Here is a 13,181-nt window from a genome sequence, read left to right on the forward strand (position 1 = left end):
TATCCGATAGAACGGGGGCTATTCCCGCTGGTGGCGGAAATAGCGAGGGCCGTCTATTATTGCAAGCGATCTTCTGCTGTCTCGATTTGTTGGTTCAACGCGTCGGCGGCATTTTTAGCTTCTGTTTGTGCTTTTTGTTCTAATTCACGGGCTGTTTGTTGCTCCGCAAATTTTGTTAAGGCATCAACGGTGATCAAATCATCATCGTCATCATCCATATCACGCAGTTCGATCTCTGCATCATCGATATCTAGGACACGCATGTCTAGACCCAGTGATTGCAATTCTTTTACTAATACGCGGAATGATTCTGGTACACCTGGTTTTGGAATTGGTTCCCCTTTGACGATCGCTTCGTATGTTTTCACACGACCAACCACGTCATCTGATTTGTAGGTCAAGATTTCTTGCAAGGTGTAAGCAGCACCGTATGCTTCCAGTGCCCAAACTTCCATCTCTCCGAAACGTTGTCCACCAAATTGGGCTTTTCCTCCCAATGGTTGTTGCGTAACCAATGAGTAAGGTCCAATGGAACGGGCATGCAATTTATCATCGACCATGTGGGCCAATTTGATCATGTACATGACACCAACGGAGATGCGGCCATCAAATGGTTCGCCGGTACGTCCGTCGTAAAGCACTGTTTTGGCATCGCTGGCCATTCCTGCTTCAGCAACGGTTGCCCAAACATCTTCATCGCTGGCACCATCAAAGACTGGTGTTGCCACGTGAATGCCTAGTTGACGCGCAGCCATTCCTAAGTGTAACTCTAATACTTGTCCAATGTTCATCCGAGAAGGTACCCCTAATGGGTTCAGCATGATATCGACTGGTGTGCCATCTGGTAAGAAAGGCATGTCTTCTTCTGGCATAATGCGAGAAACGACCCCTTTGTTTCCGTGACGTCCGGCCATTTTATCCCCTTCATGGATTTTCCGTTTTTGAACGATATAAACGCGAACCAGCATGTTCACACCTGGTGACAATTCATCGCCAGCTTCGCGGGTAAAGATTTTGACATCGTGGACGATTCCGCCGCCGCCGTGAGGCACGCGTAGAGAAGTGTCACGCACTTCGCGGGCTTTTTCACCAAAGATTGCGTGCAACAAACGCTCTTCTGCTGAAAGTTCCGTTACTCCTTTTGGAGTGACTTTCCCAACAAGCAGATCGCCATCTTTGACTTCCGCACCAATGCGGATAATCCCCATTTCGTCTAGATCTTTCAATGCGTCTTCCCCTACGTTCGGGATTTCGCGAGTGATTTCTTCAGGTCCTAATTTTGTGTCGCGAGCTTCTGATTCATATTCTTCAATATGGACAGAAGTGTAAACATCATCTTTCACCAAACGACGGCTCATGATGATGGCATCTTCATAGTTGTACCCTTCCCAAGTCATGAATGCGACTAAGACGTTTTGTCCTAATGCCATTTCACCTTGTTCCATAGATGGGCCATCTGCTAAGATGTCGCCTTTTTCCACTTTTTCACCAAGTGCCACTAATGGACGTTGGTTGTAGCTGGTTCCTGAGTTTGAACGACGGAATTTGGTAACAGAATAAACGTCTAATGCGCCATTGTCACGACGAACGCGCACTTCGGCTGCATCCACGTATTCTACGATTCCATCATGTTTACATAACAAAGCAGCCCCTGAGTCATGTGCTGATTTGTATTCCATACCAGTACCAACCCAAGGTGCTTTCGGATTGATCAATGGTACAGCTTGCCGCTGCATGTTGGCACCCATCAAGGCACGGTTGGAGTCATCGTTTTCCAAGAAAGGAATACATGCGGTTGCGACTGCGACTACTTGTTTTGGTGATACGTCCATGTAGTCGACTTTATCGATCGAAACTTCCAAGTTTTCAGAAGTAGCACGCGCCATAACAACGTCGTTTACGAAAGAGCCGTCTTCATTTAACAGGCTGTTTGCTTGGGCCACAACGTAGTGGTCTTCGGTATCGGCAGTCAAGTAATCGATCTTGTCTGTAACACGGCCTGTTTCGCGGTCAACTCGACGGTATGGGGTTTCAATGAAGCCATACTTGTTGACTTTGGCATAAGAGGCCAAGCTGTTGATCAACCCGATGTTTGGTCCCTCAGGCGTTTCGATCGGACACATACGGCCATAGTGGGAATAGTGAACGTCTCGGACTTCATAGCCGGCACGGTCACGGGTCAAACCACCAGGTCCTAAGGCAGATAGACGACGTTTATGGGTCAACTCACCCAATGGGTTTGTTTGGTCCATGAACTGTGACAACTGAGAAGAACCAAAGAATTCTTTGATACTTGCGACAACCGGACGAATATTGATCAATTGTTGTGGTGTCAAGGTTTCGGTGTCTTGGATCGACATCCGTTCACGAACGACACGTTCCATCCGAGCAAGCCCGATCCGGAATTGATTTTGCAATAATTCACCAACAGAACGAATCCGACGGTTTCCTAAGTGGTCGATGTCATCGACATTGCCGATGCCTTCCATCAAGTTGAAGAAGTAGCTCATTGAAGCAATGATGTCTGCTGGACGAACGGTACGTGTCGCAGTATCTGGATAGCCATTACCGATCACGTTGACTTCTTGTTCTGGATCTTTTGGTGAAAAGACTTTGATGACTTGGACCGTCATTGGTTCGGTAACGACCCCATCTTCTGATGGATAGTACGTTACACTGTTTAGGCCATTATCGATAAATGCGCCTAGTGTTTCCATGACTTGGTGAGTCAAAACAGTGCCTTTTTCAACAATGATCTCGCCTGTTTCAGGGTCAACCAAGGTTTCTGCTAAGGTCAAGTTCAATAGACGTGTTTTCAAGTCTAATTTTTTGTTTACTTTGTAGCGACCAACATTTGCTAAGTCGTAACGTTTTGGATCGAAGAAACGTGCGTTCAGCAAGCTGCGTGAGCTGTCTGCTGTTTTTGGCTCGCCTGGACGAAGACGTTCGTAAACATCTTTCAATCCTTCTTCGGTACGAGAATCGCTTGCGTTTTTATGCAAGTCTTTTTCGATCGTGTTACGCAATGATTCACTGTCGCCGAAAATTTCAAAGATCGTATCATCAGAACCAAACCCTAGGGCACGGACTAAGACCGTCAAAGGAATTTTACGGGTACGGTCAATCCGTACGTAAGAGATATCTTTGGCATCAGTTTCCATTTCTAACCACGCACCGCGGTTAGGGATAACGGTTGAACCAAAGCCTTCTTTTCCGTTTTTATCGACTTTGCCATGGAAATATACACCCGGAGAGCGAACCAACTGAGAAACGATAACCCGTTCTGCCCCGTTGATGATAAAGGTTCCTTGTTCAGTCATTAATGGGAAATCACCAAAGAATACTTCTTGGGATTTGATTTCCCCGGTTTCACGGTTCGTCAAACGCAAAGTAACATGTAATGGTGCCGAATAGTTTGCATCATGGGCACGCGCTTCTTCTACTGTATACTTTGGTTCTTTCAATTCATAATCCACAAATTCTAGGGACAAGTTACCGTTGAATCCTTCGATTGGCAAAATATCTTCAAACATTTCTCTTAGGCCCTCATCTAGGAACCATTGGTAAGAGTCGATTTGAATTTCAATCAAATTCGGTAATTCTAATACTTCACTGATCCGTGCGAAACTTCTACGTTCGCGATGCTTTCCGTATTTTACTACGTGTCCAGCCAAGCTCTTCACCTCTTCATAAAGTCTTTCAAAAAGGCTATCCGATTATTTACAAAACTGTAACAAATATTAAATATAGGTTACAGAAAGCATTTTTTGCGGCTTTTAGGCAAAAAAAAACCAAAAATAGAACGGATGCATTGGGCATTTTCTACTTTTGTTTCCTTATTCCTAAGCCGAAACGGACAATATTTCGTTTCTGCTTTTTTCGTTCAGATAGTTTTTGCAACTCCTTATTATACAGATGAAGCACTTCTCTGTCAAGCTTTCATTGGAAGTTCCAATGCTTTTCTGATGCACCCATTTCCTAAGATTTTCTAAAGAAAAAAACAAGGCTGGTGTGGACGGTTTTTCGTAAGAAACTACTTTGCTTTTTGCCGATTTCTTGCTATGCTAACGAAAACGTTACACGTGAAACATTAGGAAGGATATCCTTATGACGACAAAAGAAAAAATACTGACCTTATTACAAAAAGAAGATACTGTGCTATCTGGAGAGAAACTGGCCCAAGCTTTGTCGATCTCTCGTACCGCAGTCTGGAAAGCCATTAAAGAACTCGAGAAAGAAGGCTATCATTTCGAACACTTGGCCAACGGCTATCGCTTTGTCTCGGATGATCGCTACGATCAAGCAGCACTTGCGGCAGCCTTGCCGATGATTCCCACGATTCAAATCATGGAAGCTGTTGAATCCACCATGAAAGAAGCCAAGATTGCCGCTTTGGATAGTGGACTGGCAACCCCCGCCCTTTTTTTGACCGAAACGCAAACAGGCGGTCATGGCCGCTTCGAACGACCGTTTTTCTCACCGAAAAAACAAGGGATCTATATGAGCTTGCTTTTAAAACCAAACCAAGCGTTTCAAGAATTGCCGCAATATACCGTTCTGGCGGCGGTAGCAGTTGCCGAAGCCATCGATGCCCTTCTAATGAAGGAAACGGCCATTAAGTGGGTCAACGATCTGTACTTAGATGGGAAAAAAATCTGCGGTATTTTGTCTGAAGCAACCAGTGACTTTGAGACAGGCCGTATTACTTCGGTTGTGATCGGTATCGGCATCAGTTTTTCAATTCCGCAACAGCAGTTTCCAGCAGAGATTCGGGAAAAAGCGACCTCACTCTTTCCTGGTGAAGAGTATCCAACCTTTTCTCGAGCCGCGTTGATCCAAGAAATTTGGCGTCGGTTCTTCCAATTGTTGACGCAACTGCCTGACATGGATTATATGGCCCGCTATCGGCAGAAATCCTTCGTTTTGGGCCGCACCGTTCAATTTACGCAACAAGGTGTGACCTATGAAGGGATCGCCAAAGACATTACCAACACCGGTGAATTAGTGGTGGAAACAGCGACGGAGCGCAAGGTGCTTTCTTCTGGAGAAATCAGTTTGGAACGGTATTGATGCTGCGAAAAAACCGCAAACCAGCTTGCTGATTCGCTGCTTTCGTAGGCAATCAGTTAAAGCAAGCGCAAGCACAAATGCTCCATAAGCTGACCTGCTTATTCCGAGGGTTTAAGCAAAAAGCAACCTAGGTATCACCCCTTTCTATCGGGATTAGCCACCATCACAAACTTTATTGCTGCGATCAGGATCGCAGAGAAAGCAAGCCTAATCTTTTCATAATAAGCATTATGATCGTTATTTTATCAAATGATTTCTGAAGTTTTTTACGTTATTTTGGTTCTCAAAAAAAGATCGACCTGCTCTTTCAAGAGCAGGTCGATCTTTTCTTTTACAGCAATTGCCACAGCAGGCACAAAAGTAAGCCCAAGGCATAGCTGCTGTTGAATAACATCATGTTTTTAATCGAATAGCCGAAGCTACGTGGGTGCGGCAGGCTGGCTTGATGTTCTTTCAAGTTTTGGCGGATTTTTGGCAGTGTCAGAAACACGAGCAATATCGGCCATTGAAAGAGTCCAAACAAGAGGCCCAATAAAATAGCGGCGTAGGAAGCTAGCATCATTCCTTGAAACAGACGGATACCTGCTTCACGACCGATGTAGTACACCAGTGTGTAGCGGTGATTTTCGATATCGGCTTCCAGATCCCGCAAGTTATTGGCTAACATGATGTCAGCAATCGTGAAAATCAATGGCAAGGATGCCAACACGATGGCACAAACGGCCCAGAGGTTCCCCACTAAGCCAAAGGTTCCGTTCGCAAAATCCAGTGCCAGATAAAACACTTTTTGATCAATGGTATTGATATAGATCGTGATGGCAAAAATCCCTAATCCCATCGTTACGCCGCTGAATACCTCGCCTAAAGGCATCCGCGATAACGGAATGGGACCAAAGGTATAAAAGACCCCGATAAAACAAACCACCAGCCCCATCACTAGCAGCAACCAGCCAGTGACAAACGACAAGTAAAGACCAATTAACAAGGTTCCTGCCAACATCGCAAAAATCAGATTGCGAACAGTAGCTTCTGAGATGTTTTCGCGCCCGATCACATTGTGCTGGTATTTGTAGGTTTCTGATTTGGCTTTTTTGAAATCCATATAATTGTTGATGGACGTCGTCGTCAAATCAAACAGCAACATCCCCAGAAAAAAGATTGCGGTATTCAACGGATGAAATTCATGAAAATACACCAACGAGAACAACACACCCATAATGAAGGGGAAGACACTGGCCACTTTGGTACGGATCTCCACTACTTCTAAAAACACTGAAAGAGACATCTTTCACTCCTCCTATTCTAAATCAGCACGATCACCCATCGTGTAGCCTGATTCCTCTGAAAGTTCAAAGGTATCTTTGATACCGTCGGTTACATACACTTTATCTTCTTTTGTGATAAAGATCGCATCGGTCCCCTTTTCGGTATGCTGTTCGATATAAGCCAAGCCTTCTTTGACCCCTTTATCAAACGCCACCGTAGTCAACCCGTCACCATCGATGGATTTGTCGGTGATCACAGTCACACTTGCTACATCGCTATCGTAAGGATAGCCAGTCTCAGAATCAAAAATATGGTGATACGTTTTGCCGTCTACTTCTAAGTAGCGTTCGTAGATCCCTGAAGTAACCACTGTTTTATTGGTTTCTTTGATACTACCGATAATCGAGCCGCGAGATTTGTTCGGGTCTTGGATTCCGACATTCCATGGCTCATCTGTGCCACGGTTACTATGACCTAACACATAGACATTCCCGCCCAAATCGACGATCGCGGAAGTCACGCCATTGTCCTTCAACACTTTGACGACTTCGTCCGTGATATAGCCTTTAGCGATCGCCCCAAGGTCAAGGATCATGTCCTTGTCTTTTAAATAAACGGTTTGATCTTCATCGTTAAACTCGACTTGTTCATAATTGATATGTTTCAATGCTTCATCGATCTCAGATTGCTCTGGCTTGCGGGCATCATCAAAGCCGATTCGCCATAATTGGGTGATGGCACCGATGGCCATATTAAAGCCGCCTTCTGATCTCACACTGTAATCGTAAGCTTCTTTTAGCAAATAATAAATATCATCCGAAACCTTCACTGGTTTGATGCCAGCTTGCGCATTGATTTCATCGATCTCTGATCCTGCTTGGTTGATGGTGATTTTATCGCCTAATTCTCTGATGCGGTCAAAGGCTGGCTTCATAGCGTCCTCTTTGCCTTCATCATAAATGCGGATTCGAGTATAAGTGCCTAATAAAAATTCTTCTTGAAAATATGGTTCTTCCCGCAGCGTCGTTGCTTCCTGATTACTGCCACAAGCTGCCAACATTGTGCCTAAAAAAACAAACATCAGAAAAAACGTTACTTTCTTTTTCATGATTTTCCTCTTTTCTATTGTCTTCAACCTTCATATAATAGCCTTTTTTTGGCAGAATGAAAAGGGGCATTCCGTGATTTCTCAAGGTATTTTAGGAATCCTTAATCGATGCTTTCCATCATTAAAGAACCCATTTCTTTTTAAAAAAAGTACTCACCAGATTGCTTTTTTTTGCACGAACTTTCCCCCTCTCATGGTTGTCCACAAAAAAAACAGCATTCAAAACGAATGCTGTCCTCTTCATTCAAAAAAGTTGTGATTATTCAGTAACGAAGTTATCGACTTCAATTGTTGTTTGGTCACCTTTTTCAGCTGCATTCAACAATTGTTGTGCATAGATAACAAAGCTGTGGAAGCTGTGGGTTGCACCAGAAACAACGTCCATATCAGCAACAGAACCATCTTCAGCATTGACTGCAGAAACAAAAGCTTCATTGAAGTTTGGAATGAATTCTTCTGGACTTGTACCAGATTTAGCTTCCATGTTTTCGTTGTATGATGCATCATCTTTTTTCGACTCGCCGGCTTCGTTTAGGTAGTCGTAGTTTGATTCAGCGATTTTGCCGTCAGCCACAGTCATTGAGAAGACCACGCGGTAACCGTTTGAGTAGTTCTTTTCTTCTAATGTATAGGTTCCGTCTTGCAAGTCTGCACCGTTGTCGATTTCAATGGTATCCGTGTTGCCTGCTTGCGCCGCTTGGATCAATTGTTGTGCATAGTTTTGGAAGGAATCAAAGGAATGAGTCGCGCCAGAAACTACTTCGATTGAAGAAGGGCTTTGTGCGGCAACTAATTCTTCATTGAATTTAGGAATAAATTCTTCTGGGCTGATGCCTGCTTTTTCTTTCATCGTTTCATTGTATTCAGTGTTTTCTGTTTTTGATTCGCCATCAGCATTCACGTTGTCATATTTTGATTCAACGATTTTGCCGTCTTTGACTGTGATCTCAAATGTGACACGGTAGTCGTTTTTATAGTTCTTTTCTTCTAAACGATACGTCCCATCTTGCATTGGCTCGCCCGCAACAACGGTTGCTTCCGTGCTTTCTGTTGATGCTGAATCGCTTGCAGAAGTTTGTGATGTACTTTCACTAGTTGACGAAGAAGCTGTGTTATTGTCATCTGCTCCGCAACCCCCTAACAACATTGCTGAGAATGAAAATACCGCCATACCTACAATCAATTTCTTTGCTTTCATAATTATCCACCTTTTACTTGTTTATTTTCCCCACAAAAAAGTTTGTGATACATCTAACATTGTAAAGTAAATTTACGATATGTCAACCGCTTCCTTTCCGCTTTTTTACGGAAAAAGGACTTATTTTTTGATTTTCGCAAGTTTTCACGAATTTCAGGAAATATGCGTTTTTTTCATCAGAATCGTTAGACAAATGAACCATTTGTCTATATAATAGGAACGATTGTGTAATTATTATCATAGATTATTTTTATTAAGGAGAGATTTGCAATGGCAAAGAAAAACATTGTCGTTGTCGGTGCCGGTTATGCAGGCGTTTCTGCTACGAAGTACATGGCAAAGAAATTGAAAAAAGACAATGATGTTGAGATAACATTGATCGACCGTCACTCTTATCATACGATGATGACTGAACTGCATGAAGTCGCTGGAGGACGTGTAGAACCTACCGCAATTCAATATGACTTGCAGCGCTTGTTCTCACGCAAGAAAAATGTTCGTTTAGTAACCGATACAGTAACTGGGATCGATAAAGAAAATAAAACCGTCCAAACAAAATTAGGTAGCTATTCATTTGACTACTTGATTTTAGGGATGGGTGGCGAACCGAATGACTTCGGTACACCTGGTGTTAAAGAAAATGGCTTTACTTTATGGTCATTTGACGATGCTGTCCGCATTCGCGAACACATTGAAAAAACTGTCGCAAAAGCAGCGATCGAACCAGATGCAGCATTACGCAAAGCAATGTTGACCTTTGTCGTTTGTGGTTCTGGGTTTACTGGGATCGAAATGATCGGTGAACTGATCGATTGGAAAGATCGTTTAGCTTCCGATTATAAATTGGACCCAAGTGAAATCAGCTTGAAAGTCGTTGAAGCAATGCCAACGATCTTGAACATGCTTGATCGTAACGATGCAGCCAAAGCAGAACGCTACTTGAAGAAAAACAATGTTGATCTTGTCTTGAATGCACCAATCGTTGAAGTGGCACCTGACCACATCAAACTAAAAGATGGTTCAACGATCCCAACCCACACATTGATCTGGACTGCCGGTGTCAAAGGAACTAGCGATGCTGCTGATTTCGGTTTAGAAACCGCTCGTGGATTCCGTCTAGTTGCCAATGAGTACATGGAAGCAAAAGGCTACGAAGACAAAAACATCTATATTATTGGTGACTTGGTTTACTTCGAAGAATTCCCGAATACACCAACACCACAAATCGTGCAAGCAGCTGAACAAACAGGTCACACTGCAGCAACGAACATCGTTTCAGCCATCAAAGGCGGCGAAAAACATAAATTCAAAGGAAACTACCAAGGATTTATGGTTTCGATTGGTGCCAAATGGGGCGTGGCGAACTTATTCAATAAGATTCACCTGAGCGGTTTCTTAGCGATCATTATGAAACACATCGTTAACTTGAAATACTTCTTTGATATTCGTTCTGGTTACTACATGTTCCAATACTTGATGCATGAAATCTTCCACATCAAAGATGACCGGACAGTCGCTCGTGGTCACACGTCTCGTTACGGTAACGTCTTGTGGAGTGTTCCGCTTCGTATTTTCTATGGTCTTGTCTGGTTCGTTGAAGCCTTCAAGAAAATTTTAGGTACGAATGGGGAAGTCTTCAAACCTGGTACTTGGTTCGGTGAAGGTTCTTGGTTCCAAGGCAACAGCGTATTCCCTTGGACTTGGGAATATCAAACAGTCGCTGATGCAGCAAGTGGTGCTAGTGAAGCAGCCGATGCAGCAAGTGCCGCTAGTGGCGCCGGTGAAGCAGCCGATGCAGCGACACAAGCCGCACACTTTGGTTTGAGCTATGCTTACGGGGAACAACCAATGATCGTGATCGAAAAATCACCTGACTGGTTCACAAAAGTTATGCAATTTATTATGCCAAACAACGACGTTGCAATGTTCTTCCAAAAATTCATGGTCTTCTTTGAAATTGCTTTAGCTCTTGCATTGATGGCTGGTCTCTTCACTTGGTTAGTGAACGCAACGACCATCGTTTTAGTGTTGACTTTCTGTATGTCTGGTATGTTCTACTGGGTAAACATCTGGTTCATTCCAGTTGCGTTTGCCTTGATGAACGGTTCAGGACGCGCAGTCGGTTTAGATCGTTGGGTAATCCCATGGTTGCAACGTACCCTTGGAAAATGGTGGTACGGTACCCCTCGCTCCTTATATGGCAATAAATAAGCCAGCAAAATAGAATACCTGTACGACTTCATGAGACTAAGACATTCTGATTTTCAATCAGTGTCTTGGTCTCTTTCCAAGTACAGAACTTTTTCTTGATCGTCCTTGCACAGAAATCGGTGGATTATTGAGGATTCAGCTAGTAGAATCTTGTCTTCTTATGCTAGAATGAGACACATCACATGAAAGAACAGGAGTCTTTTTTGATGAAACTAAAAGAATTTATCCGCGATGCCCATTTAAAACCATGGGATGGCGTCATCATACTTGTTTTGATCCTCAGCTCTTTTTTACCGATTTTTATTTTTGGCCAGACGCAAACGGCTGAGAAAGAAGCCGTCTTGCGGGTCGATGGGACAGAAATCAAACGTTTTGACTTAGTTGAAGGTCAAAAAACGTACACCTATCTTTATGAAGATGAAGACGGGGATACCAATTTATTGGAGATCGAAGGCGATCGGATCCGAATCAAGGAAGCTGATTGCGGCGACCAGATTTGTGTGCGCCGTGGCTGGGCCAGTAAAAATGGGGAAACCATTGTCTGTCTACCTCATAAATTGGTGATCGAAATCCAATCCGCAGATGGGAGTGAGACCGACGATCTAATCTATTGATCGTTTGCTTATGAGTCGATTACAACGAATAATTTTCATCTCACTGCTGGTCGCCCAAGGGGTCGTGATTGGTTTAGTTGAAAATATGATCCCTTATCCATTTGCCTTTGCGCCTGGTGCGAAACTAGGTTTGGCAAATTTAATTACCATTATTGCTTTGTTCACCATGCCGAAAAAAGACAGTTTTCTCTTGATTTGGCTAAGACTGATTTTAACGACGTTACTAGGAGGAACGGTTTCGACCTTCTTATATAGTATGAGTGGTTCCTTACTGAGCTACTTTGGGATGTCTTTGGTGAAACAGTTGGGGCCTAAGCGTGTCAGTATCATCGGCATTAGTGCGGCTGGCGGTTTCTTGCACAACGTCGGACAGTTGATCACCGCCTCATGGATCGCTCAATCCTGGAGCGTGATGCTCTACTTGCCGGTCCTGTCTTTCTTTGGGATCTTGTCCGGGATCGCTATCGGGATCGCCGCCAACTACTTGCTGCGTCGTGTTGAAACACTGCGCCGTTTTCAAATTGATTATGAACGCCAGACCAAAGTCAAATGGCGCTCGGATTCAGAATAAAGGAGTTAATTATGAAACTTCATTCCATGTGGCAAGAGTATCCAGCACTGCAAGCTGACTTATCTGCCTCCTTGCAATTGATGGAAAAATCATTAAAACTAAAAAACAAAGAGGTCGAACAAGCGATCCTGTCCATGATCCATTCAGGTGGAAAACTGCTGCGTCCTGCTTATCAGCTGCTCTTTTCTGCTTATGGCAGCGACAAAGATCGCGAAAAAGCCGTCGCATTGGCGGCTTCGATCGAGATGCTCCACACTGCTTCGCTGATCCACGACGATATCGTCGATCATGCGGACACCCGACGCAAGCTGCCGACCATTCGTTCCGAATTTGGCAACGATGTCGCTGTCTATGCTGGTGATTACCTCTTTGTCTGCTGCTTCAAATTGATGGCGGATTATGCTAGCTCCATGAAAAGCTTGCAAATGAATTCCCGTAGTATGGAAAAAATCCTCGCCGGCGAATTAGGGCAAATGAGCAAACGATACGATTTGTCCGTCACCGTCGAGGATTACTTAGAAAACATTCGCGGCAAAACCGCTGAATTGTTTGCCTTAAGCTGCTTTATCGGGGCTTACGAAAGCGGCACCTCCTTGCGCTTTGCCAATCAAGCCCGTGAGATCGGCGAAGCCATTGGCCTTGCCTTTCAAATCATGGATGACGTCTTGGATTACAGTCAAGATGCGACTGCCTTAGGAAAACCAGTATTGGAAGATGTTCGGCAAGGCGTCTATTCTTTGCCGCTGTTGATGGCATTGAAAAATGACCGCCAACAACTGTTGCCACTGCTGGAAAAACAAGCTGCCATGACTGAGGCGGATACCCATGAAGTCTATCGGATCGTCCAAGAAAGCGCCGGTATTGACGAAGCCAAGAAACTCGCTGCCGACTACACGAAAAAAGCTTTGCAAGCGATCCAGAAATTGCCTGAGACCAAAGATGAAACCAAAACATATCTTTATCAGATCACTGCTCAGATCCTTGGGCGTCAGAACTGATCAAGGATCTAGGATAAACCCAGCAGCTGGGATCATCCTGAAATAAGCCCCCAAGGTTCGATTTCTGATCTACTTTTGGGGACTTTTTAGTTGATAGCTAGAATTTTATACGCAAAAAAAGCCTCAACGGACAACTCATCTGTCC

Annotated in this window: 9 protein-coding genes; 5 read left to right on the top strand and 4 right to left on the bottom strand. The window is 44.0% G+C overall.

Annotated elements, in window-relative coordinates; all coding sequences use genetic code 11:
* Positions 1-56: 56 nt before the first annotated feature.
* Complete coding sequence (rpoB, locus tag IGI92_RS16160; RefSeq protein ID WP_430607498.1) at positions 57-3,674, bottom strand: DNA-directed RNA polymerase subunit beta; 3,618 nt, start codon at positions 3,672-3,674, stop codon at positions 57-59.
* Positions 3,675-4,107: 433 nt separating this feature from the next.
* On the opposite strand from rpoB, the gene IGI92_RS16165 reads away from it, so the two are divergent.
* Entirely contained in the window at positions 4,108-5,070 is a 963-nt protein-coding gene (locus IGI92_RS16165; RefSeq protein ID WP_429968891.1) for a biotin--[acetyl-CoA-carboxylase] ligase, read from the top strand.
* Between the two features lie 331 nt (positions 5,071-5,401).
* Here IGI92_RS16165 and menA read toward each other — a convergent pair whose 3' ends face one another.
* From menA to pplA, 3 genes are all read right to left on the bottom strand, one after another.
* Entirely contained in the window at positions 5,402-6,355 is a 954-nt protein-coding gene (gene menA, locus IGI92_RS16170; RefSeq protein ID WP_430607500.1) for a 1,4-dihydroxy-2-naphthoate polyprenyltransferase, read from the bottom strand.
* 12 nt (positions 6,356-6,367) lie between these two features.
* On the bottom strand, positions 6,368-7,444 hold the full coding sequence (locus IGI92_RS16175) for an FAD:protein FMN transferase (protein WP_005232994.1): 1,077 nt from the start codon (positions 7,442-7,444) through the stop codon (positions 6,368-6,370).
* Positions 7,445-7,703: 259 nt separating this feature from the next.
* Positions 7,704-8,642, bottom strand: coding sequence for an extracellular electron transfer flavoprotein PplA (pplA, locus tag IGI92_RS16180; protein WP_422708984.1), 939 nt, complete (start codon positions 8,640-8,642; stop codon positions 7,704-7,706).
* Positions 8,643-8,912: 270 nt separating this feature from the next.
* Between pplA and IGI92_RS16185 the strand changes: the two genes are divergently transcribed.
* From IGI92_RS16185 to IGI92_RS16200, 4 genes are all read left to right on the top strand, one after another.
* Entirely contained in the window at positions 8,913-10,853 is a 1,941-nt protein-coding gene (locus IGI92_RS16185) for an NAD(P)/FAD-dependent oxidoreductase (RefSeq protein WP_005230327.1), read from the top strand.
* A gap of 206 nt (positions 10,854-11,059) precedes the next feature.
* On the top strand, positions 11,060-11,467 hold the full coding sequence (locus IGI92_RS16190; RefSeq protein WP_144330828.1) for a NusG domain II-containing protein: 408 nt from the start codon (positions 11,060-11,062) through the stop codon (positions 11,465-11,467).
* Positions 11,468-11,477: 10 nt separating this feature from the next.
* Positions 11,478-12,038, top strand: a complete 561-nt coding sequence (locus IGI92_RS16195; protein ID WP_005232987.1) for a Gx transporter family protein — start codon at positions 11,478-11,480, stop codon at positions 12,036-12,038.
* 11 nt (positions 12,039-12,049) lie between these two features.
* Positions 12,050-13,036: a polyprenyl synthetase family protein gene (locus IGI92_RS16200; RefSeq protein WP_081119194.1), complete on the top strand. Its 987-nt coding sequence runs from the start codon at positions 12,050-12,052 to the stop codon at positions 13,034-13,036.
* Positions 13,037-13,181: the final 145 nt, after the last annotated feature.

It is taken from the genome of Enterococcus sp. DIV2379 (assembly GCF_050542965.1).
Taxonomy (GTDB): Bacteria; Bacillota; Bacilli; order Lactobacillales; family Enterococcaceae; genus Enterococcus_D; species Enterococcus_D entomosocium.

Excerpts from the sequence above, each read along its gene's own strand:
- IGI92_RS16165 (WP_429968891.1), top strand. The coding sequence starts at position 4,108 with ATGACGACAAAAGAAAAAATACTGACCTTATTACAAAAAGAAGATACT.
- menA (WP_430607500.1), bottom strand. The coding sequence starts at position 6,355 with ATGTCTCTTTCAGTGTTTTTAGAAGTAGTGGAGATCCGTACCAAAGTG.
- IGI92_RS16175 (WP_005232994.1), bottom strand. The coding sequence starts at position 7,444 with ATGAAAAAGAAAGTAACGTTTTTTCTGATGTTTGTTTTTTTAGGCACA.
- pplA (WP_422708984.1), bottom strand. The coding sequence starts at position 8,642 with ATGAAAGCAAAGAAATTGATTGTAGGTATGGCGGTATTTTCATTCTCA.
- IGI92_RS16185 (WP_005230327.1), top strand. The coding sequence starts at position 8,913 with ATGGCAAAGAAAAACATTGTCGTTGTCGGTGCCGGTTATGCAGGCGTT.
- IGI92_RS16190 (WP_144330828.1), top strand. The coding sequence starts at position 11,060 with ATGAAACTAAAAGAATTTATCCGCGATGCCCATTTAAAACCATGGGAT.
- IGI92_RS16195 (WP_005232987.1), top strand. The coding sequence starts at position 11,478 with ATGAGTCGATTACAACGAATAATTTTCATCTCACTGCTGGTCGCCCAA.
- IGI92_RS16200 (WP_081119194.1), top strand. The coding sequence starts at position 12,050 with ATGAAACTTCATTCCATGTGGCAAGAGTATCCAGCACTGCAAGCTGAC.